The sequence below is a fragment of the Pelomonas aquatica genome, assembly GCF_026712205.1.
GTDB classification, from domain to species: Bacteria; Pseudomonadota; Gammaproteobacteria; order Burkholderiales; family Burkholderiaceae_C; genus Pelomonas; species Pelomonas aquatica.
In genome coordinates, this window is the sequence record NZ_JAPPUW010000016.1 from 12,334 (window position 1) to 32,204 (window position 19,871).

At 72.0% G+C, this 19,871-nt stretch carries 21 protein-coding genes; 2 read left to right on the forward strand and 19 right to left on the reverse strand.

Features of this window, described 5'->3' with window-relative positions; all coding sequences use genetic code 11:
* Nucleotides 1–18: 18 nt before the first annotated feature.
* The 8 genes from NYP07_RS16855 to NYP07_RS16890 form a co-directional block, all read right to left on the reverse strand.
* Nucleotides 19–369 (reverse strand): CidA/LrgA family protein, encoded by a 351-nt coding sequence (locus NYP07_RS16855; protein ID WP_268152477.1) that lies wholly within the window; start codon nt 367–369, stop codon nt 19–21.
* A 14-nt stretch (nt 370–383) separates the two neighbouring features.
* Nucleotides 384–1,454, reverse strand: a complete 1,071-nt coding sequence (gene glcE / locus NYP07_RS16860; RefSeq protein WP_268152479.1) for a glycolate oxidase subunit GlcE — start codon at nt 1,452–1,454, stop codon at nt 384–386.
* Complete coding sequence (locus NYP07_RS16865) at nt 1,451–2,938, reverse strand: FAD-linked oxidase C-terminal domain-containing protein (protein WP_268152481.1); 1,488 nt, start codon at nt 2,936–2,938, stop codon at nt 1,451–1,453. Before NYP07_RS16865 ends, glcE begins: the two co-directional genes overlap by 4 nt.
* A 21-nt stretch (nt 2,939–2,959) precedes the next feature.
* On the reverse strand, nt 2,960–4,618 hold the full coding sequence (locus NYP07_RS16870; protein ID WP_268152483.1) for an L-lactate permease: 1,659 nt from the start codon (nt 4,616–4,618) through the stop codon (nt 2,960–2,962).
* 177 nt (nt 4,619–4,795) lie between these two features.
* Complete coding sequence (locus NYP07_RS16875; protein ID WP_268152485.1) at nt 4,796–5,677, reverse strand: LysR substrate-binding domain-containing protein; 882 nt, start codon at nt 5,675–5,677, stop codon at nt 4,796–4,798.
* A 53-nt stretch (nt 5,678–5,730) separates the two neighbouring features.
* Nucleotides 5,731–6,480: a PhaM family polyhydroxyalkanoate granule multifunctional regulatory protein gene (locus NYP07_RS16880; protein ID WP_268152486.1), complete on the reverse strand. Its 750-nt coding sequence runs from the start codon at nt 6,478–6,480 to the stop codon at nt 5,731–5,733.
* A gap of 24 nt (nt 6,481–6,504) precedes the next feature.
* Nucleotides 6,505–7,422, reverse strand: a complete 918-nt coding sequence (locus tag NYP07_RS16885; protein ID WP_268152488.1) for a TraB/GumN family protein — start codon at nt 7,420–7,422, stop codon at nt 6,505–6,507.
* Nucleotides 7,419–7,904 carry a retropepsin-like aspartic protease family protein gene (locus NYP07_RS16890; protein WP_268152489.1) on the reverse strand — a complete coding sequence of 162 codons (486 nt, stop codon included), beginning with the start codon at nt 7,902–7,904 and terminating at the stop codon, nt 7,419–7,421. The genes NYP07_RS16885 and NYP07_RS16890 overlap by 4 nt, the downstream gene beginning before the upstream one ends.
* Before the next feature lie 63 nt (nt 7,905–7,967).
* Between NYP07_RS16890 and NYP07_RS16895 the strand changes: the two genes are divergently transcribed.
* Both NYP07_RS16895 and NYP07_RS16900 read left to right on the forward strand, forming a co-directional pair.
* Nucleotides 7,968–8,456 (forward strand): BON domain-containing protein, encoded by a 489-nt coding sequence (locus tag NYP07_RS16895; RefSeq protein ID WP_268152490.1) that lies wholly within the window; start codon nt 7,968–7,970, stop codon nt 8,454–8,456.
* Between the two features lie 316 nt (nt 8,457–8,772).
* Nucleotides 8,773–9,369, forward strand: a complete 597-nt coding sequence (locus NYP07_RS16900; RefSeq protein WP_268152492.1) for a LysE family translocator — start codon at nt 8,773–8,775, stop codon at nt 9,367–9,369.
* 276 nt (nt 9,370–9,645) lie between these two features.
* Here NYP07_RS16900 and NYP07_RS16905 read toward each other — a convergent pair whose 3' ends face one another.
* The 11 genes from NYP07_RS16905 to NYP07_RS16955 form a co-directional block, all read right to left on the reverse strand.
* Nucleotides 9,646–10,014 carry a hypothetical protein gene (locus NYP07_RS16905; RefSeq protein ID WP_268152494.1) on the reverse strand — a complete coding sequence of 123 codons (369 nt, stop codon included), beginning with the start codon at nt 10,012–10,014 and terminating at the stop codon, nt 9,646–9,648.
* 170 nt (nt 10,015–10,184) lie between these two features.
* Nucleotides 10,185–10,721 carry an Hsp20/alpha crystallin family protein gene (locus tag NYP07_RS16910; RefSeq protein ID WP_268152496.1) on the reverse strand — a complete coding sequence of 179 codons (537 nt, stop codon included), beginning with the start codon at nt 10,719–10,721 and terminating at the stop codon, nt 10,185–10,187.
* A gap of 16 nt (nt 10,722–10,737) precedes the next feature.
* On the reverse strand, nt 10,738–11,130 hold the full coding sequence (locus tag NYP07_RS16915; RefSeq protein ID WP_268152498.1) for an Hsp20/alpha crystallin family protein: 393 nt from the start codon (nt 11,128–11,130) through the stop codon (nt 10,738–10,740).
* 25 nt (nt 11,131–11,155) lie between these two features.
* Nucleotides 11,156–11,605: an Hsp20/alpha crystallin family protein gene (locus tag NYP07_RS16920; RefSeq protein ID WP_268152500.1), complete on the reverse strand. Its 450-nt coding sequence runs from the start codon at nt 11,603–11,605 to the stop codon at nt 11,156–11,158.
* Between the two features lie 178 nt (nt 11,606–11,783).
* On the reverse strand, nt 11,784–13,097 hold the full coding sequence (locus NYP07_RS16925) for an ABC transporter permease (protein ID WP_268152502.1): 1,314 nt from the start codon (nt 13,095–13,097) through the stop codon (nt 11,784–11,786).
* A 61-nt stretch (nt 13,098–13,158) separates the two neighbouring features.
* Nucleotides 13,159–14,466, reverse strand: coding sequence for an ABC transporter permease (locus NYP07_RS16930; protein ID WP_268152504.1), 1,308 nt, complete (start codon nt 14,464–14,466; stop codon nt 13,159–13,161).
* Nucleotides 14,466–15,740: a TolC family outer membrane protein gene (locus NYP07_RS16935; protein WP_268152506.1), complete on the reverse strand. Its 1,275-nt coding sequence runs from the start codon at nt 15,738–15,740 to the stop codon at nt 14,466–14,468. Before NYP07_RS16935 ends, NYP07_RS16930 begins: the two co-directional genes overlap by 1 nt.
* A gap of 5 nt (nt 15,741–15,745) precedes the next feature.
* Complete coding sequence (locus NYP07_RS16940; protein ID WP_268152508.1) at nt 15,746–16,429, reverse strand: ABC transporter ATP-binding protein; 684 nt, start codon at nt 16,427–16,429, stop codon at nt 15,746–15,748.
* 316 nt (nt 16,430–16,745) lie between these two features.
* A complete protein-coding gene (locus tag NYP07_RS16945; RefSeq protein WP_268152510.1) occupies nt 16,746–18,023 on the reverse strand; it encodes an efflux RND transporter periplasmic adaptor subunit in 1,278 nt (425 codons plus the stop codon).
* A gap of 99 nt (nt 18,024–18,122) precedes the next feature.
* Nucleotides 18,123–18,485 (reverse strand): tautomerase family protein, encoded by a 363-nt coding sequence (locus NYP07_RS16950; RefSeq protein WP_268152512.1) that lies wholly within the window; start codon nt 18,483–18,485, stop codon nt 18,123–18,125.
* Nucleotides 18,486–18,633: 148 nt separating this feature from the next.
* Complete coding sequence (locus NYP07_RS16955) at nt 18,634–19,866, reverse strand: DUF1501 domain-containing protein (RefSeq protein WP_268152514.1); 1,233 nt, start codon at nt 19,864–19,866, stop codon at nt 18,634–18,636.
* Between the last annotated feature and the right edge of the window lie 5 nt (nt 19,867–19,871).

Below are 19,871 nucleotides of genomic sequence, written 5' to 3' on the forward strand. Positions count from 1 at the left end.
CGTGGGGGCCGCAACATTTCAGCCCTGCTTCTCGCGGGCCAGGAAGGCGCGCAGCACCCAGGCCGTGACGGCCAGGCCCAGGCCGGTGGACAGCACGACGGCCAGCAGCAGGCGCAGGCCGTATTCGCCGATCAGGTGCAGATGCGTCATCACGCCGACGCCCACCGGCACGAAGAGCAGCGACAGATGCGCGAGCAGGCCCTCGGCCGCGGGCCGCAGCGTGTCGCGCAGCGGCGCCCAGCGCAGCGCGAGCAGCATCAGCAGCAGGCCCAGCACCGGGCCGGGCAGCGGGGCATGGGTCAGCCGCACCAGGGCCTCGCCCAGGGCCTGGGCGATGAGCAGCAGCGTCAGGCCGCGCAGCAGTTCCATGCTCAGGCAGCTTCTCAGAGCCCCGCGTAGAGGCGGCCGGGGTTGAACACGCCGCGCGGGTCGAACGCGGCCTTGAGCCGGCGGTGGATGGCGGCCAGCGGCGCCGACAGCGGCGCGAAGGCACCGGGCGATTTGTCCAGCGCGCGGAACAGCGTCGCATGCCCGCCCGCGCCGGCCGCGGCCTCGCGCACCGCGGCGAGCTCCATCGGCGTGACCACCCAGCGCTGGGCGCCGCCCCATTCGATGAGCTGCTCGCCATGCAGCCTGAGCTCGGGCGCGGTGCCGGGCAGGGAGAGGCGCCACAGCCGCGCGCCACCGGCCACGGCCCGCTGGGCGCCGACGAAGAACTCGTCGCCCTGGTCGCGCAGGCCGGTCCAGAACGGCGCGGCCATGTCGGCCGGGATCACATCGCCGCCGAGCCTGCGGCAGGCCGCCTCGACCGCGGCGTTCGCACCGGCCAGACGCAGCAGCAGCGCGCCGTCCCACCAGGCGCTGGCCTCGATGGGCAGGGGCTGGCCGCCCCAGGCGTTGAGCGCCTGCAGCGCGGCCGGCTGGTCCAGGTCGAAGCGCAGCGTGGCCGTGGCCGCGGGCAGCGGCAGCACCTTCAGCGTGACCTCGGTGATGAGGCCGAGCTGGCCCATGGAGCCGGCCAGCGCGCGGCTGACGTCGAAGCCGGCCACGTTCTTCATCACCGTGCCGCCGAAGCTCAGCAGCTCGCCGTTGCCATTGATGAGGACGGCGCCCAGCACATGGTCGCGCACCGAGCCGAGCGCCGCGCGGCTGGGGCCGGACAGACCGGCCGCCACCATGCCGCCCACGGTGCCGCGGCCGCCGAAGCGTGGCGGCTCGAAGGCCAGGCGCTGGCGTTGCTCGGCGAGCGCCGCCTCGACGTCGGCGATGGGCGTGCCGGCCAGCGCGCTGATGTAGAGCTCGCTGGGCTCGTAGGCCGTGATGCCGTTGAGCGTCAGCGTGGACAGCGCCTCGCCGCGCGGCGCCTCGCCATAAAAATCCTTGCTGCCGTGGCCGCTGATGCGCAGCGGCGTGCGCGCGGCGCGGATCTGCGCCTGCAGGTCGTCGAACTTCAAAACCGCTCCAGCTCCGGGAAGGCCAGCAGCCCGCGCTTCACATGCATGCGGCCGTATTCGGCGCAGCGGTGCAACGTGGGGATCTGCTTGCCGGGGTTCAGCGTGCCGGCGGGGTCGAAGGCGGCCTTCAGGGCCAGCATCTGTGCGCGCTCCTCGGCGCTGAACTGCACGCACATGGAGTTCAGCTTCTCGACGCCCACGCCGTGCTCGCCGGTCACGGTGCCGCCCAGGGCCACGCTGCGCTCCAGGATCTCGGCGCCGAACTGCTCGCAGCGGTGCAGCTGGTCGGGGTCGTTGGCATCGAACAGGATCAGCGGGTGCAGGTTGCCGTCGCCGGCATGGAAGACGTTGGCGCAGCGCAGGCCGTATTTCTTCTCCATCTGCTGGATGTCGAGCAGGATGGTGGCGAGGTGCTTGCGCGGGATGGTGGAGTCCATGCACATGTAGTCGGGGCTGATGCGGCCGCTCGCCGGGAAGGCGTTCTTGCGGCCGCTCCAGAAGCGCAGCCGCTGGGCCTCGTCGGCGCTGACCTGCATGTCGGTCGCGCCGCTGCCGCGCAGCACGGCCTCCATGCGGGCGATCTCCTCGGCCACCTCCTCGGGCGTGCCGTCGCTCTCGCACAGCAGGATGGCCTCGGCGTCCAGGTCGTAGCCGGCGTGGACGAAGTCCTCCACCGCCGCCGTCATGGGCTTGTCCATCATCTCCAGGCCGGCCGGGATGATGCCGGCCGCGATCAGCGCGGCCACCGCGTCGCCGGCCTTGCGCACGTCGTCGAAGCTGGCCATCAGGCAGCGCGCGAGCTGGGGCTTGGGCACGAGCTTGACGGTGACCTCGGTGACGACGGCCAGCATGCCTTCGCTGCCGACGACCAGCGCCAGCAGGTCCAGGCCCGCGGCATCCAGCGCCTCGCTGCCGAACTCGACGGGCTCGCCCTCCACCGTGAAGCCGCGCACGCGCAGCACGTTGTGCAGCGTCAGGCCGTATTTCAGGCAGTGCACGCCGCCGCTGTTCTCGGCGATGTTGCCGCCGATGGTGCAGGCGATCTGGCTGCTGGGGTCGGGCGCGTAGTAGAGGCCATGCGGCGCGGCGGCCTCGCTGATCGCGAGGTTGCGCACGCCGCATTGCACGCGGGCCGTGCGGGCCAGCGGGTCGATGGCCAGGATGCGGTTGAAGCGGGCCAGGGCCAGCGTCAGGCCGGCCTCGTGCGGCATCGCGCCGCCCGAGAGGCCGGTGCCGGCGCCGCGCGCGACGACCGGCACGCCGATGGCGTGGCAGGCCTTCAGCACGGCGGCCACCTGGGCCTCGGTCTCGGGCAGGGCCACGGCCAGCGGCCGCTGGCGGTAGGCCGTCAGGCCGTCGCACTCATAGGGCGTGGTCTGCTCGGCCTGGTGCAGCAGCGCGTGGGCCGGCAGCACGGGCGCCAGCGCAGCGACGAGCTGCTGCAGGCGCGCGGCGCGGTCAGGGTTTCGGGCGGGGGCGTTCATCGCCGGCCGACTGTAGCCCGCTCAACGCACGAGCAAGGTGAAGGGCGGCACATAGGCCTGCAGCGTGACGAAGACACCGACCAGCGCCGCCAGCGCGATGGAGTGGAAGAAGACGTAGCGCAGGATGGGCCCTTCGCCGTTCTGCCAGCGCGTGGCCGTGGACGCGACGACGATGGACTGCGCATCGATCATCTTGCCCATCACGCCGCCGGCGCTGTTGGCCGCGCCCATCAGGTTGGGGTTCAGCCCGAGCTGCTCGGCCGCCACCTTCTGCATGCCGCCGAAGAGCACGTTGCTGGCGGTGTCGGAGCCCGTCATGGCCACGCCCAGCCAGCCCATCAGCGTGCCGAAGAAGGGGTAGAGCACGCCGGTGTTGGCGAAGGCCAGGCCCAGCGTCGTGTCCAGGCCGCTGAAGCGCGTCAACGTGCCCAGGGCCAGCATCAGCACGATGGTCAGCAGCGACATGCGCACCAGCCACACCGTCTGGCCGAAGCAGCGCAGCAGGCCGGCGAAGCGGTAGCCCATGACGAGGCCGCCGACGACCGCCGCCAGCAGGATGCCGGTGCCGGTGGCCGACAGCAGGCCGAACACATACTCCGCCGCCTCGGCCGTGGGCTTGGGCACGACGGGCGCGACCTTCTCGACCAGCTTGTGCAGGCCGTCGATCGTGAACTTGGGCGCGAAGACGCCGTTCAGCGCCGCCTTGGTGGCCGGCAGGCCCCAGACGAAGACGAACACGGTCAGGATGACCCAGGGCGTCCAGGCCCTCACGACGGCCGCGCGCGGGTGCACCGTGGGTTTGACGGCCGGCTTGGCCTCGCCGCCGTCCTGCTCATGGCCGCGCAGAGACACCGAGGTCCAGATGCGGCGCGGCTGCCACACGCGCAGGAAACCGACCAGCGCCACCATCGAGCACATCGCGGCAATCACGTCCACCAGCTCCGGGCCGATGAAGTTGCTGACGAGGTATTGCGGGATCGCGAAGGACAGGCCCGTGACGAGGATGGCCGGCCAGATCTCCCACATCGCCTTGCGGCCGGCGAAGGCCCAGATCAGCCAGAACGGCACCAGCAGCGAGAAGAAGGGCAGCTGGCGGCCGATCATGCCGGACACGGCCATCAGGTCGTAGCCATGCACCTTGGCCAGCGTGATGACCGGCGTGCCTAAAGCGCCATAGGCCACCGGCGCGGTGTTGGCGATCAGCGACAGGCCCGAGGCTGCCAGCGGCGAGAACCCGAGGCCGATCAGGATGGCCGCCGTGACGGCCACCGGCGTGCCGAAGCCGGCCGCGCCCTCGAAGAAGGCGCCGAAGGCGAAGGCGATCAGCAGCAGCTGCAGCCGGCGGTCCTGGGTGATGCCGGCGATGGAGTCCTGCAGCACCTGGAAGCTGCCGTTCTTCTCGGTCAGCTGGTGCAGGAAGATGATGTTGAGCACGATCCAGCCGATGGGCAGCAGGCCCGTCAGCCCGCCCAGCAGCGCCGCGCGGCCGGCCATGCCGGCCGGCATGCCGAAGGCGAACACCGCGATCAAAAAGGCGCTGAGCAGGCCGGCCGCGGCGGCCATGTGGGCCTTCCAGTGCAGCACGCCCAGGCCCAGCAGCATGACCACCACGGGCACGGCGGCCACGAGGGTGCTGAGCCCCATATTGTCGAAAGGGTTGTAGACCTGTTGCCAGACCATCGTCGTCTCCGGTTTTTTGAATGCTTGCTGCCGCGCCGGCAGCGGGCAGGAACTGGGGCGGGATGGTGGCGGCGGCGGGCCTGAAGCGGTGTGAATCCTGCGACACGGCCGCGTGAAGAAATTTCAGCCGGCCGGCCCGACACAGGGTTGCCCCGGACGCCGGGCGTCAGCGGCCCGTCAGGCCAAGGCTCGCGTCAGCCACTCGACGAAGGCGGCGCACTCCCAGCGCTCCAGCGTGCCCGGCTTCCAGCACAGATAGTGGTGGAAGCTGGAGCTCACCGTGCGCGGCGACAGCCGCAGCAGGCGGCCCGAGTCCAGCCAGGACGCGCCCAGCTTCATGCGCATCAGCGCGACGCCGAAGCCGGCCGCCGCGGCGTCCAGCACCAGGCCGAGGTCGTTGAACTGCGCGCCGACGCGCGGCTCGTCCAGCTGCAGGCCGTGGGCCTCGAACCAGGTGCTCCACGGCGCCAGCGGGCTGCGGATCAGGTGGGCGCGGCGGATGTCGGCCACGTTGTCGAAGCCCTCCAGCGGGCCGTGCTCGTGCAGATAGTCGGGGCTGCAGACGGGCGTCAGCTCGTCGGTCAGCACGCGCCGGCTCTCCAGGCCGGGGTAGTCGCCGGTGCCGAAGCGGATCTCCAGGTCGGCGTCCTCGGATTTCATATTGGCCAGCGGGATGGCCACCTGCATGACCAGCTCGACCTCCGGGTTGGCGTGGCGGAACAGCGCCAGCCGCGGCAGCAGGATCTGGCGCGAGAAGGTCGGCGTGACGGCCAGGCGCAGGCGCACGGCCTGCGGCCGCACGCCGTCGACGCCCGGGATCCTCTGCAGCGCGGCCAGGCCCTGGCGCACCGAGGGCAGATAGGCCTGGCCCTCGTCGCCGAGCACGAAATCGCGCCCGAAGAGCTTGAAGCCCAGCTGCGACTCCAGCTGGCGGATGCGGTGGCTGACCGCGCTGGGCGTGACGGCCAGTTCCTCGGCCGCGGCGCTGACGCTGCGCAGCCGCGCGACGGCCTCGAAGGCCTGCAGGCACTGGATGGGCGGGATGCGGGGTGCGGCCATGCGCGTCGGGCCTCGGCCGTGCACCCGCAGCGGGGGGCGCGGCCGTGGCTCCTTCAGGCCTTGCGCCTGGCCGCAGGGCTGCGCTTGCGGGCCGGGGCGGGTGGCGTGGCGCCGCCGGGCGCGACGCCGGCCAGGCCCTTGGCCACGCTGCCGACGACGGCGCCGGGCATGGTCGCGGCCTTGCGCAGCGTGTCGCTGGCGGCGTCGAAACTCTGCTTGACGAGGCTGCCGGCGAGGTTGCGGGCCGCGTCGGTGGCGGTGTCCTTCAGCGCCGACGTGGCCAGCTGCGTGAACTGCTGGCTCAGCGCCGTCCACCACTGCGTGGGGTCGATGGCGGCGGCCGGGTTGGCCGCGGCAGCCTTGGCGGCATCACCGGCCGTCCTGGCGGCCACCTTGGCGGTCTTGGTGGCGGCCTTCACGGCCGTCTTGGCCGCAGCCTGGGCCGCCGGCGCCGCGGCGGCCGCGATCTCGGGCGGGATGCCGGGCCAGGCCGGCGCATCCATGCCCGTGGGCAGCTTGAGGCTGTCGCGCAGCTCGGCCAGCGGCACGTTCATGCTCTTCAGCGTCGACAGCGTCATGCGCTGCACCTCCAGCGCCTGGATGGTGGCGGCCAGCATGCGCGCGTTCTGCTCCAGCCAGAACTGCACGGTGCGCAGTTCCTCGATGCGCTTGGCCAGTTCCTCGGGGTTCAGCGTGGGCGCGACCCACTGGCCGATGCCCGGCAGCGCCGAGCCGGCGTTCTTGACCAGGCCCTGCAGGAACTCGAAACCGGGCACGAACTTGGTGAAGCTGCTGTCGGTCATGGCGTCTCCTCTGTGGACCCGATGCTACTTCGCGGGCAGCAGGGCCTGCACCTCGAAACCCCGCGCCGCCAGCAGCCGGGGCAGCGCCTCGGGGCCGCTCATGTGCAGCGCGCCCACGGCCACCAGCAGGCGCTGGCCGGCGCCGTGCAGCGCATCGATGCGGGCGGCGAGCTGGGTGTTGCGCTCGTCGTTGACGCTCCGCAGCCAGGCCCGCTCGGCCGGGCTGTCGGCGCAGGCGCACCAGCGCGGGTAGTCGGCCAGAACCTTGAGGTCGCCGCGCGACCAGCTGGCGGCCAGCCTGCGCAGCGGCGCACGCATCTGGCCGCGCTGCAGCTGGCGCAGCGTGCCGTCGACGAGGGCCGGCAGCCCGGCCGCCTCGGGCTCCAGCGCCGCCAGCTGCTCGTCCACGCTCTCCAGCGACTGCACCGGCCGGTGCTCCTCCTTGGCCCAGGCCAGCAGCATCAGGTCCTGGCCGAAGGCCGCGTCGAAGCCGTCGCGGCGCGCCTCAAGCAGCGTCAGCGTGCTGAGCTGCAGCATGGCCGGCAGCGCGGCCAGCGCACCGGGCGGCAGGCAGGCCGCGCGGGCCTGGGCCTCGATGCGCCGCGCCTGGGCCGGCGGCAGCGGCTCCGCCTGCGGCAGGGCCGCCAGCGCGGGGCCGACGTCGGCCGGGTCCAGCTCCACGGCCAGCACCTCGGTGTCGGCCCAGGCCTGGCGCAGCGCCGGGCCGGGGTAGGCCCAGTCGGCCCGGCCGACGTGCAGGCTGCCGTAGAGATAGCTGCTGTGGCCGCCGCGGCTGATGCGCCACAGCAGGCCGCGGTCCGGCGCCGCGGCGGCCCAGCGCGCGGACTGCTCGGCCGTGGGCTGCACGGGCTGGGGCGGGCAGGCGGCGTGGGCGTTGACGGTGACCTGGGCGAACAGGGCGAGGAGAAGCGCGCGGATCATGGCTGGGGTTCGATGCGGAGTTCGCCGGGCTTCTGCGTGAAATGCAGCCGCCCCAGCACATCCATGCCGAGCAGCGGCGCGCCCAGCGTCGGCAGCACGGTGACGGTCAGGCGGTCCGCGCGCACGCCGCCGTCCAGGCTCAGATCGGCCTTGGCGACGAAGCCCTGCACGGTGCCGGCCGCCGTCTGCGTGCGCACGGCGCCCAGCGGCTTGAGGCCGGCGCGCTCGGCCAGGCTCTGCGGCAGGGCCGTGGCCGTGGCGCCGGTGTCGACGAGGAAGTCGACCTCGATGTCGCCGACGCGGCCGGGCCAGTGGAAATGGCCGTCGTCGGCCCGCGTCAGCACGACGGTCTGGCCGGCAAGCTGGAAGCGGCTCGCCGCGCGCTCGCGCTCCCAGGCCTTGAAGCCGAGGAAGACGACGAGGCCGACGAGCAGCCAGATCGTCAGCAGCTTGAAGCTGTGGGGCAGTTCCTGATGGGACACGGTGGAGGGCAGGCCGGGTTTGCTGGGAAGCCAACGATAACCGGGCGGCCCAGAATCGGCCGCATGAAGCTGTGGATCGCCCTGCTGCTCGCCGGCGGCGCCGATGACGCGAGCCTGCTCAACCGCTTCGGCGACCCTTTCGAGCAGCTCTCGGCCGACATCGCCGGCTGCACCGAGCCGCTCGGCCCGCGCATCACGGCCGCCGAGGCGCGCGTGCAGGCCCATCACCGTGCCGAGCGCGGCACGAGCTGCTGGCTCAAGGGCGAATGCAGCGAGCCCAATGCCTACCGCTACGACACGCGCATTGCCGCCGCGCTGCGCGAGCGCCTCGCCGCCACGCCCGCACTGCACCCGAGCAGCCTGTGGCTGACGGTGCAGGGCCGCGTCGTCTACCTGGAAGGCTGCGTCGCGCGGGCCGACCAGGGCGCCGCGCTGGAAGCCGCCGCGCGGGCCGTGCCCGACGTGCAGCAGGCGCTGGCCCTCGTCGCCATCGGCGCCACGCCGCCCCTGCCCTATCGAACGCTGCCGCCGGGGCCTGCTGACAAGCCCTGACCTTGCTGCCGCCCAGACTGCGCGGCATGGACACCACCCCCTACACCCACCTCTGGCTCTAGTCCACTGCGTCGGGGAAATGACACCCCCGCCGGGGCGTGCCGGCGGGCAGGCAAGGCGCGAGGAGGAGGCGGGTCGGAACCCGCAACGCCGCATGCCCGCCGGCACGCCCCGGCCCGCAGGGTGAGGACCAAAGCGGGCCCACTCCGCGTTGCTCGGCCTTGCCGGGGCCCAAGCCCGGCGGCGCCTCGCGCCTTGATTGGGCCCGCTTTGGTCCTCGCGGGGGTGCCATTTCCCCGACGCAGTGGACTAGGCCGTGCTCGTCTTCGGCATCATCGTGCTGCCCGGCATGGACATGGCCTTCGTGCTCGCCAGCGCGCTGGCCGACGGCGCCCGCGCCGGCTTTGCGGCCGTGGCCGGCATGGTCGTCGGCGGCTTCGTGCATGTGCTGGCCAGCGCGCTGGGGCTCAGCCTGCTGCTGAGCACCTGGCCCACGCTGTTCAACGCGCTGCTGATGGCCGGCGGCCTCTATGTGGCGTGGATGGGCTGGCAGCTGTGGCGCGGCGCCGCGGCGCTGGGCGCCGTGCAGGTCGGCGCATCGCGCCCGCTGCCGGCCACCTTCGGCCGCGCGGTGCTGACCTGCCTGATGAACCCCAAGGCCTACCTCTTCTGCCTGGCCGTCGTGCCGCAGTTCATCCGGCCGGAACAGGGCCGCGTCGCGCTGCAGGGCTTCGTTCTCTTCCTGATCGGCGCGGCGGCCCAGCTGCTGGTCTACGGCGGCATGGCACTGGCCGCCGGCCGCGTGCGCGGCTGGCTGGCCGGCAGCGCGGGCGCCCAGGTGACGACGGGGCGTGCGGTCGGCGCGCTGCTGATGCTGACGGCAGCCTGGACGCTGGCGCAAGGCTGGCGCTAGGCAGGAGCTAGGCAGGCGCATTCGGTTTGCATCAGGGCCGCAGACAGCCGCAGAGGGCGCTCAAATATGCCAAGCTGGACAAGCGTCAGCAGGGGCAGCTGGGACGTTCATTCGGGGACAGAGAGCGGATTGTGCTGGCGGCCAGAAATTGCTGGCCGCGGCAGCGCAGCAATGACGCATCTTCAGGCAGGAAACAGCCATCTGCGGCGCACAGTGACAGGTACCAGCCAAAGCGCCACTTGAGTCCTCAGGCCCGAACCCTGGGCGATGCTGGAATCAAACGCCCTCGGCCGGCTGCACTTCAACACACAACGCCTTGCTCACGTCAGCGCCGTCGGGCAGCTTGATGTGCACATCGTTGCCGCATCCATCAGCGCCCACGAACCGCAACGCGGTTCCGCCGATCAACGGAGCCTTGGGCCGCAGGCGGTGGACGTGGTACTCGCCCGGCAGAAGGGGTACGCGCTGCCCGGCGACCGTGAAGCCCGTCAGCCGTCTGCCCTCAGGCACTTTGATGCGGTAGCACTCGATGCTCATTTCCGCGTCTCTGTTGATCCCGAAATCGAGGCCGAGGCCGCATGCCGGATGCGGCGCAGCGTCTCGCGCGCGAGCAGGTAGGCACGGAATTGGGATGGCGTCATGCACGGGCGCGAACGTGGCGAGCGCCCTGACGCAGCGATGCAAGCATTCAACTTGGCCATGATTCAGTTCCTCATCCGAATCGGTGGAGGCGGTTCCAGAAGGACAAGAGCTTGGCCCTCACGGCACGCGCGCCGGGCGAGCTGCCGTGAGGGCCGTACGGCGACGCCGCGAGGTCACGCCGTATGCACTTCGATGCGGCGGTGCGAAGCCAGCTCGTGCCGAGGCAGCTCGATGCGCAACACCCCGGCCTCATAGGTGGCCTTTGCACGCTCGACGTCCACCGGCGCCGGCAATTGGATGTCCCGCCGGAAGGTGCCGTACGCGCATTGCACCAGCACATAGCTGCTGTCCGTGTGTTCTCGGTCGTAGCGCTTGCGTCCGAGCACGCTGAGCATCTCCGGCGAGCTCATCTCGATCTGGAAGTCCTCGCGCGCCATGCCAGGCGCTTCAATGCGAACCACCAGCTTGTCATGCGCACCGTAAACGTCCACCGCCATAAAGGACCAGCGTGCCGGGGGAAGCCAGCGATCAGGCTTGCCAGCCACGCTCGGCCTGCCGCCATCGGCATTGGCAGGCTGCGCTTCGTCGGCGTCGTTCCAGAAACGCGTCAATGCGTTGCCGGCTCGAGAGCCCAGTTCGCGCCAGCCCTCCGTCAGCGATTCCCAGGCTTGGCCGGCGCCATGTTTCAACTGCTCTGCAAGATGGGTCATGGTTTCGGCCCTCCGGTCACGCCGCGTTGACGGCGATTCGCCGCGGTTGCGCATGCGCCTGCTTCGGTATGCGCAGCGTCAGCACGCCGTCCTTGAGGTTGGCGTCGATCTTGGACGTGTCGAGCTCGCGACTGAGGGTGAAGCTGCGGCGGTAGCACGGCACACGCAGTTCGGCATAGATGGCCTCCAGGCCGTTCGGCGTCTGTGGTTGGACGCGCCCCTCGATCAGGAGGGAATCGCCTTCGACGTGCAACTCCAACTGTTCGCGTGGAACGCCCGGCATATCAGCAAGCAGCGTGATGCCGGTTTCGTCCTCGAAGACGTCCACAGCCGGCGCGGCCGCCCGCTCGGAGGCAGAGGCGTCCAGAGCCGCTTGAGGCTCCTGGCTTTGAGTGATCTCCTTGCTCATGATGTTGACTCCTTCAAAGCGGCGATTACTGGATGGCGATGCGCTTGGGTTGCGCTGCTTCGCGACGGGCGATGCTCACCTGCAGCACGCCGTCGCGGTAGCTGGCCTTGACTTGGTCGGGATCGACGTCGTCTGGCAGCGCGACAGTCCGGTCGAAGCGGCCGGTGGCGCGCTCACGCGCATAGAAGCGCTGGCGCTCGCTGCCGGACGCGGGCGGCACCCGCTCGCCGACCAAGCGCAGCACGCCGCGATCAAGGGTGACTTCGATCTTGTTGGCGTCCAGGCCGGGGGCGAAGGCGTACACCTCCACACTCTGCGGCGTGCGGCCGACGTTGATCTGCGGCAAGGTGCCGGTAGCGACCGAGCGAATGCTGGTTGGCAGCCCTGAGATGCCAAAGATCTCGTCGAGCTCGCGGTGCAGGCGGTCAAATTGTCCGAACAGGCCGTTCGGATGGGTCAGCAATGAGTTGAACATGGCTTGATCTCCGTTCAGTAATGTTCACCGGCCGGGGGCATCCAGCAGGTCGCATCGGAGGTAGGAGCAAGCGAAGACATTTCAAGGGCGGGCATTACCCCCAAAAACTAGGGACAGATGCTGGCCGAAGCTGGCGCGCTGCGCGACTGAATCGCACCGCCTTTCGTGGAGGCCGGCATCAGCTCCTCAGGGCCGCCACCGGCGACAGCCGTGCCGCGCGCCGGGCCGGCACCCAGACGGCGACCTGGCCCAGCAGCCACAGGGCCACGGCGCCGACGGGCAGATAGGCCCAGGGCAGGCGCGGCAGCTCGTAGCTCTGCATCAGCAGCTGGCCCAGGGCCACGGCGCCGGCCAGGCCGATGACGATGCCGGTCGTCGTCAGCAGCAGGTTCTCGAGCTGGAAGTAGCGCAGGATCTGGCCTTCGGTGGCGCCCAGGGCGCGGCGCGTGCCGATCATGCGGGTGCGCTGCTGAACCCAGAAGCTGGCCAGGCCGACGATGCCCATGGCCGTGACGAGCAGCAGCGCGACGCAGACGCCGCCCATCAGCCAGGCCATCGCGCGGTCCTGGGCGTAGAAATTGGAGCGCATCTCGGTCAGCGTGCGGGCCTGCGTGACGACGCGGCTCGGGTCGGCCTGCTCCAGCGCCGCGGTGGCGGCCTTGATCTGCGCGTCGCGCCGGCCGGCCTCGGTGCGCAGCACATAGCTGCCGCCGTCGCGCAGCGGGAACAGCATCGCGAAGCTGCCGTTGCCGTTCTCGCTGCCGCTGCCGCCGCGCGCCAGGTGCATCTGCGGGTGGGTCAGCGTCTCGACGACGCCGACGACCGTGGTCGGCGCATTGCCGAACACATAGATGGACTGGCCCAGCGCCGAACGCCCCGGGAAGAGCCTCTCGGCCATGGCCTTGCTGATGATGGCCTGGCCGATGCGGGGCTCCTCCGTGTCGAAGGCCTTGAAGCCGTCCAGCACCTCGTCGGGCGTGAAATTGCGGCCCTCGACGAGCTTGAGCCCGAAGGTGGGCAGCAACTGCTCGTCGCCGCTGTACTGCGACGCGACGATGCGCCCGGCCTTGTTGCCGGGCTCCAGCGCGACGCCGCTGTTGTTGCTGTTGTTGCCGAAGACGATCTGGTTGGCCGACGTGGCGGCCTGCACGCCGGGCAGCGCGCGCAGCCGCACCAGGTCCTGCGCGACGATGCCCGGCACCAGTTCGGGCGCGGTGCGCGTGCTGCCGCGCACATTCAGCACCACCAGCTCGGACTCGGCCAGGCCGCTGGCGCTGCCGAGGTGGTCGAGGCGGGTCTGGATCAGGTGCAGCGCGTTGGTCACGATGGCGCAGCTCAGCGCCACCTCCAGCACGATGAGGCCGGCCGCGATGCGGTGGCGGCGCAGCGTGGACAGGATGGGGCCCAGGTCCGACAGCTGCGTGCGCAGGCCGGCGAGGAAGCCGAGGCCGGCGCGGGGCGGGTCGGCGGGCAAGGTCAAGGAAGAGGACATCAGATTCCCAATCAGTTGATGCCAGAGCTACTCGCTTCGCTCGGGCGGTCTGGCACGCAAGTCATGAGACTTTCAATTGAACGGCGGGGGTGACGAGGGCGGCGCGCCAGGCCGGCAGCAGGCCGGCGCAGAGGCTGGCCAGCAGCGCCAGGCCCAGCGTCAGCGCGAGCATGGGGGCGTCGAGTTCGGCGAGGCGGGCGTAGTCGCTGGGGCTGTGGCGCACCAGCCAGAGGCCGCCCTGCGCGAGGGCCAGGCCGAGCAGCGCGCCCATCAGGCCCAGCAGGCCGGCCTCGACGACGAACTGCGCAAAGATCGCGCCGCGCGTGGCGCCCAGCGCGCGGCGCACGCCGATCTCGCCGGCGCGGCGCAGCGTCTTGGCCAGCAGCAGGCCGACCATGTTGACGACGCAGACCAGCAGGAAGCCGAAGGCCAGCCAGGTCTGCAGCCGCACGTCGGCGGGCAGCACCTTCTGCGCGTCCAGCCACTGCATGACGTTGCGCAGCCGCACATTGCTCGGGCGCTCGTAGCGGCCGGCGGCGCGCTGGGCGTCGGAATAGCGCACCAGGTAGTCGCGGTAGGCCGCGGCGTCCTCGGGCCTGTCGAGCTCGACCCAATACTGGACGAAGGAGCAGCTCGCGTTCAGGTCGAGGGGCGAGCCGCCGTTGCCGCCCTTGCCCCAGCAGTCCATATTGCCCCAGTGGCCCAGCTTCATCAGCATCGCCGTGGAGAAGGGCAGGAACAGGTCCTCCGTCTCCGTGTAGCTGCCCAGCGTCACGTCGTAGAAGTGCGGCTGCAGCTTCCAGGGCTTGAGCACGCCGACGACGCGCAGCGGCTGGCCGCGCACGATGAGCTCGCGGCCGACGCTGTTGGCGCCGCCGAAGAGGCGGTCGTTCAGAGCGGCCGAGATCACCGCGACGCGCGCTTCGGCCTCGTCGTCGGCCGCGCTCCAGCCGCCGCCGAACTGCCAGGGCGCGTCGAACATCGCGAAGAAGTCCGCCGACGTGTAGCGCGTGCCGGCGAAGAAGGGCTTGACCTGGCTGTCGGGCACGGACACCGCGACATTGGTGCCGCTCATCATGGCCTGGCGGGTGGCGCGCCGGTCGCGCAGCAGCGCCGCGGCATCGAAGCGCGTCAGGTCGAACACCGGCTCCTGGCCGGCCTTGTAGCCCACCATGTCGGCCGCATCCAGCTGCACATTGAACAGCCGCGCGCTCCTGGCCGGGATGGGGTCGCCGGACAGCACGTGGTAGACGGTCAGCGTCGTCATGCAGGCGCCGATGCCCAGCGCCAGCGCCAGCACCATCAGCGCGGACAGGCCCTTGGAGGCACGGGCGCTGCGGGCAGCGAGTTCGAGGTAGTGCAGAAACATCAGCGTGTCTCCAACAGGGAATTGACGGCGGCGAGCTCGGCGTCGCCCAGCGAACCGGCGGCCTGGTGCAGGGCCAGCAGCGCGAGCACATGGTGGTGGCGGGCCTGGGCCTGCGCGTTCTGCGCGGCGCCCAGGGTCTGGATGGCGAGCAGCAGGTCGGTGGTGCTGCGCGTGCCCAGCGCGAGGCCGGTGCGGGTGGCGCCCAGCGCGCGCTCGGCGGCCGCGACGGCGGACTGGGCCGAGCGCAGCTGCGCGGCGCCCTGCCCCACCGCCAGGTGCTCGGCGCGCACCTCGCGCAGCACGGCGCGGCGGCCGGCCTCCAGCTGCTCGCGCGCGGCCTCGCGCTGGAAGCCGGCGCGGTCGGCCGCGGCCGTGGTGGCGCCGCCGGAGAACAGCGGCACGCTCAGGCGCAGCGCCAGCTGCGTGGGCGTGCGGCCCGCGTCGGACAGCGGCACGCCGTCGCCGCGCTGGCGCGTCGTGTCCAGGCCCAGGCTCAGCGTCGGCAGATGGCCGGCGCGGGCCGACGCGATGCGCTGCTCGCTGGCCTGCACGTCGAGCTGCAGCGCGCGCAGCCCGGGGTTGGCGGCTTCGGCGCGGCGCGCCCAGGCATCGGCATCGTCGGGCAGGGGCTGGGCGGCGAGGTCGCGGCGCAGCGGCTGCAGCGTGGGCGCGGCGGCGCCGGTCAGCTGGGCCAGGGCCTCGCGGGCGTCGGCCAGCGCCAGTTCGGCGGCCAGCGTGCTGGAGCGGGCCAGCTCGCGATAGGCACGCGACTGGTCGGCCTCGACCTGGGCCGACAGCCCGGCCTTGAAGCGGGTCTCGGCCTCGTTGACCTGGCGGTCGAAGGCGTCCTCGTTGGCCCGTGCGGTGGCGAGCTGGGCCTGGGCCGACAGCAGGCCGAAATAGGCCTCGGCGACGCGCGCCCGCGCGGCCTGCTCGGCGGCGGCGAGGCGGGCCGCCTGGGCCGAGGCCTGGCTGCGGCTGGCGTCCCATTCGCGCAGCGCGGCGAGGTCGACCAGGGTCTGGCTGAGGCTGCTGGTCGTCGTGTTCGAGCGCTTGCCACCGTTGTCGCGCTGGTCGCTGCGCTGCAGGCTCCACCGCGGCAGCAGGGCCGCGCGCGCCTCGCGGGATGAGGCCTCCTGCGCACCCGCCAGCGCCGCGGCCTGGCGCAGCAGCGGGTCGGCCGCGCGGGCCTGGGCCCAGACCTGCAGCAGGTCGTCGGCGCGCGCCGCCATCGTGGCGGCCAGCAGCGCGAGGACGAGGATCGGTCGACGCATTGCGCTCAAACCGTCAGTTCGGCCGCGAGATCGACGACCTGGCCGTCGATGACGTGCACATTGCGCTGCGCGCGCGCGGCCAGCTGCGGGTCGTGGGTGACCATGACGATGGTGGCGCCGTCGCGGTGCAGTTCCTCCAGCAGCTCCATCACGCTGCGCGCCATCGCGCTGTCGAGGTTGCCGGTGGGCTCGTCGGCCAGCAGCAGGCGCGGCTCGCCGGCCAGCGCGCGCGCGATGGCCACGCGCTGCTGCTGGCCGCCCGACAGCTCCGCCGGATAGTGCCGGCCGCGCGCCGACAGGCCGACGCGGGCCAGCGCATCGGCGGCGCGCTTGCGGCGCTCGGCGGGCGCGCAGCCGCGGTAGCGCAGCGGCACCTCGATGTTGTCGAGCACGCTGAGGTCGGGGATCAGGTTGAAGGCCTGGAAGATGAAGCCGATCTTGCGGTTGCGCACCGCCGAACGCTCGCCGTCGCCCATGCGGCTGACGTCGATGCCGTCGAGCTTGTAGCTGCCGCCGCTGAAGGCTTCGAGCAGGCCGGCGATGGTCAGAAAGGTGGTCTTGCCCGAGCCCGACGGGCCGGTGACGGCGACGAATTCGCCCTCGTTGACGGTGAGGTTGAAGTCGCGCAGCGCATAGGTCTCGACCATCTCGGTGCGGTAGACCTTCTGCAGTTTTTCCATCTGGAGCATGGTGGGTGTCCTGTTCACTCGGTAGCTTGTTGGCGTCCAGCCTTGCGGACGTTCGGCGTGTCTGCGTGGCGCTTGCCTAGTGGCACGGTGCCGGGAGTCCCGCCCGGCGGCGGGGTAGCTTTCTTCTGCGGCGCGACAGAGAAAAGTCACCCGCCATCGCGGGGCTGAGCCCGGACACAAGGCAGCCCACTGCGGGCTGCCTTGTGCCTGGCGAAGGCCATTCCGCCTGCAAGCGGAATGGCAGGATTCCCGCGGCGGAGCAGAGAGTCGAAAGGCTCTCAGCAAAAGCAACCTGATTGCTCATCACGCCCAACCCTCAATCCGCAACGAGCGCGCGCTCCGCACCCTTGAAGTTGTCCGACCCCGAGATGACGACCCGATCCCCGGCAGACAGCCCCGACAGCACCTCGACCCGCTCCAGCGACCTCGCCCCCAGCTTGACGGCGACCTTCTCCGCATAGCCGCCGCGCACCACATAGGCATACCCGCCGCCGCCCTCGTCGACGAAGCTGCCGCGCGCCACGCCCAGCACCTTGTCGCGCCGGTCCAGCAGCACGCGCACCGACAGCCGCTGGTTCTGGCGCAGCTGCCCGGGCTGGGCGCCGGCGAAGCGCAGCCGCGCGGCCACCTCGCCGTTGACGACCTCGGGCGACACCGAACTCACCTGGCCGGCCCAGCGCTGGCCGTTGCCGGTGATCTCGCCGGGCATGCCGGGCTGCAGCTCGCGGGCGAAGCTCTCGGCCACCTGCATCTGCACCTCCAGCGCCGACAGGTCGATGACCGACAGCAGCCTGGCGTCGCGGGCGACGTTGCTGCGGTCGGCGATGAAGAGCTGGCCGACCTGGCCGTCCACCGGCGAGCGCACCTGCAGCTCGGCGACCTGGCGCTCCAGGTCGGCCACCAGCAGCTGCTGGCGGGCCAGCGCGCTCTGCCTGGCCTGCACGTCGAGCTTGAGACTGTCGGTCTTCAGGCCGCGCAGGTCGCGGGCCTGGTCCAGCGCCAGCCTGGCCTTGGCGAGCGCGTCCTGGGCGCGCTCGACCTGCATGCGCGCCGTGGCGCCGGCCTCGAAGGCCTGGGTCTGGCGGGCCAGGTCGTTCTGCGCGGTCTGCTGGTCGATGCGGGCGACATCAAACGCGCTCTGCAGCGCCGCCGCCTGCTGACGGGCCTCGACCTCGGCCCGGGCCAGCTCGGCGCGCAGCGCGTCGGCGTTGCTGCGCTCCTGCGCGAGGCGGTTGGCCAGCTCGGGCGAGTCGACGCGGGCCAGCACCTGGCCGCGCCTGACCGGGTCGCCGGCCTGCACGGCCAGCGTCACCGTGCCGGCGCCGGGCGCGAAAAGCGTGGGGCTCTGCGCGGCGACGACCCGCCCCTCGCCCGCGACGTCGCGCGTCAGCGGCGCGACGTCGACGGTGGCGATGCCGAGCCGCGCGGCGCTGACGGCCGAGTCCGCGGACAGCATCTGCCTGACGCGCCCGCCCCCGAGCAGCGCCAGCGCGGCCAGGGCCGCCAGGCCGGCCGCGATCAGCAGCGGCCGACGCCGGGACTGGGGAGGGAGCGGGCGGTCCTGCTCGGAGGTGTCGCGGAAGCCGGTGGTCATGCCGGTCATTTCGCAAGCCCTGTGCCAGGCGGCCGCCCCAGGCGGATCAAGGACTTGGCGCTGCGGACGCTGTCCGCGGACAGCGTCCGGACAGTCCGGCTATCCGGCGAGCCGGCCGCCGAAGGCCATGCGCCCCGCCCCCGCCGGGGCGTACTCGAGATGCACGCGCTCCGCGGGCCGGCCGCTGGCCCGGGCCAGCGCGGCCGTCAGCGCCGCCACCTCGGCCTGCAGCGCGGCGCCGGCCGGCGGGCGGGCATGCAGGATGCGCACGAACAGCGGCGGCGCGCCGGGCACCGGGCCGCCGTTCTCGGCGTAGTGCTCGGCCGGAAGCGGGTGCAGACGCACCCAGACCCGGCCGGGCGCGGCGTTGAGCGCGTCGCCGGCGGCGTCGGCCAGGCGCGACGCCAGTTCAGCGGCATCGGCCGGCAGCGCGCCGACCCAGCACACATCGAGGATGGGCATGCGGGCATTCTCCCCCGGAGCAGTTCAGGGCCCGACCGCGACGAGGAAGCAGTAGGCCAGCACCGCGCCCCACAGGCACAGGCCGACCCAGGGGATGGCGGTTCTCAGCATCTCGTTCTCCCGTTGACTCGTGGGCGACACGCGCCCCTCAGCCGCGCAGCAGCCTTTCCGCATAACGCCAAGTTTGCGGACCCTGCGGAAACACCGTCGCCAGCGCGGCTTCGGTCAGCCCCAGGTGGCGCTGCAGCAGCGGCGCCAGCACCTGCCTGAAGTCGGTGCGCACGGCCAGGTCGCGGCCGTCGGCCAGCGCGGCGCGGTCCAGGCCCGGCCATTCGCCCAGCACCTGGCCGCCGGCCACGGGGCCGCCCAGCAGCCACATCACGTTGCCGCGGCCATGGTCGGTGCCGCCGTTGCCGTTCTGGCGCAGCGTGCGGCCGAACTCGCTGGCGACGACGATGACCGTGTCCTTCAGGCTGTCGCCCAGGCCGCTGGCCAGCGCGTCCAGGCCCGCGCCGAGGCTGGCCAGGCGGTTGGCGAGCTGGCCCTTGCCCGCCCCCTGGTTGACGTGGCTGTCCCAGCCGCCGACGGCCGTGAACGCGAGCTGGGTGTGCGGATCCTTGCGGATCAGCGTGCCCAGCCGGCGCGCGTCGGCCGCGAAGCTGCGGGCAGACGGCGCACCGGCGTCGGCGCTCGGGTCCATCGCGGGCGCGTCGCCGGCGGCCATGCTGCGCGCCATCTCGCCGCGACCCTCGGTGGTGTCGCGCAACGTGCTGCCGAGCTGGGGGTCGTGGGCATAGAGCCTGGCCAGGCCGGCCTGCAGCTGCGGGTCATCGATGGCGCGGCGCTGCATCGCGTCCGGCCCCAGGCCCAGGCTGGCGACGCTGGCCGTGCCGGCAAAGATGCGCGGCGGCGTGCTGCCTTGGCTGATCGCGCGGGTCGGGCTGGGCTCGCCGGGCAGGGCCATCAGCAGCCGGTTCATCCAGCCGTCGGGCGTGGACTTGCGGCCCGGCGTGCCGGACTCGAAATAGTCCTGCGCATCGAAGTGGGAACGGGTCGGGTCCGGCGAACCGCTGGCATGCACGAAGGCGAGCTGGCCGCCGTCCCAGTGGCGCTTCAGCGGCGCCAGCGCCGGGTGCAGGCCGAACAGGCTGTCGAGCCTGATGAGGCCGTCGTCCGCGCCCGGCGGCGGCAGCGCGATCTGCGGGCGGCTGGCCGCGTACTCGCGTTCGCCGAAGGGCGCGACGACCGAGAGGCCGTCCACCGCGCCGCGCAGCAGCACGACGACGAACTTCTTCTGCGCCCCGCCCTGAGCGTGGACCAGGGACACGGGCAGGCCGCCCAGCGTGAAGGCACCGAAATGGAGGAGTTGGCGACGCAGCATCGTGA

What these genes read in the sequence shown, in the direction of transcription:
- NYP07_RS16865 (WP_268152481.1), bottom strand. Translation starts at nt 2,938, where the DNA reads ATGAACGCCCCCGCCCGAAACCCTGACCGCGCCGCGCGCCTGCAGCAG.
- NYP07_RS16945 (WP_268152510.1), bottom strand. Translation starts at nt 18,023, where the DNA reads ATGACCACCGGCTTCCGCGACACCTCCGAGCAGGACCGCCCGCTCCCT.
- NYP07_RS16940 (WP_268152508.1), bottom strand. Translation starts at nt 16,429, where the DNA reads ATGCTCCAGATGGAAAAACTGCAGAAGGTCTACCGCACCGAGATGGTC.
- NYP07_RS16935 (WP_268152506.1), bottom strand. Translation starts at nt 15,740, where the DNA reads ATGCGTCGACCGATCCTCGTCCTCGCGCTGCTGGCCGCCACGATGGCG.
- NYP07_RS16875 (WP_268152485.1), bottom strand. Translation starts at nt 5,677, where the DNA reads ATGGCCGCACCCCGCATCCCGCCCATCCAGTGCCTGCAGGCCTTCGAG.
- NYP07_RS16880 (WP_268152486.1), bottom strand. Translation starts at nt 6,480, where the DNA reads ATGACCGACAGCAGCTTCACCAAGTTCGTGCCCGGTTTCGAGTTCCTG.
- NYP07_RS16910 (WP_268152496.1), bottom strand. Translation starts at nt 10,721, where the DNA reads ATGACCCATCTTGCAGAGCAGTTGAAACATGGCGCCGGCCAAGCCTGG.
- NYP07_RS16920 (WP_268152500.1), bottom strand. Translation starts at nt 11,605, where the DNA reads ATGTTCAACTCATTGCTGACCCATCCGAACGGCCTGTTCGGACAATTT.
- NYP07_RS16895 (WP_268152490.1), top strand. Translation starts at nt 7,968, where the DNA reads ATGAAGCTGTGGATCGCCCTGCTGCTCGCCGGCGGCGCCGATGACGCG.
- NYP07_RS16885 (WP_268152488.1), bottom strand. Translation starts at nt 7,422, where the DNA reads ATGATCCGCGCGCTTCTCCTCGCCCTGTTCGCCCAGGTCACCGTCAAC.
- NYP07_RS16955 (WP_268152514.1), bottom strand. Translation starts at nt 19,866, where the DNA reads ATGCTGCGTCGCCAACTCCTCCATTTCGGTGCCTTCACGCTGGGCGGC.
- NYP07_RS16870 (WP_268152483.1), bottom strand. Translation starts at nt 4,618, where the DNA reads ATGGTCTGGCAACAGGTCTACAACCCTTTCGACAATATGGGGCTCAGC.
- NYP07_RS16950 (WP_268152512.1), bottom strand. Translation starts at nt 18,485, where the DNA reads ATGCCCATCCTCGATGTGTGCTGGGTCGGCGCGCTGCCGGCCGATGCC.
- NYP07_RS16930 (WP_268152504.1), bottom strand. Translation starts at nt 14,466, where the DNA reads ATGTTTCTGCACTACCTCGAACTCGCTGCCCGCAGCGCCCGTGCCTCC.
- NYP07_RS16915 (WP_268152498.1), bottom strand. Translation starts at nt 11,130, where the DNA reads ATGAGCAAGGAGATCACTCAAAGCCAGGAGCCTCAAGCGGCTCTGGAC.
- NYP07_RS16855 (WP_268152477.1), bottom strand. Translation starts at nt 369, where the DNA reads ATGGAACTGCTGCGCGGCCTGACGCTGCTGCTCATCGCCCAGGCCCTG.
- NYP07_RS16925 (WP_268152502.1), bottom strand. Translation starts at nt 13,097, where the DNA reads ATGTCCTCTTCCTTGACCTTGCCCGCCGACCCGCCCCGCGCCGGCCTC.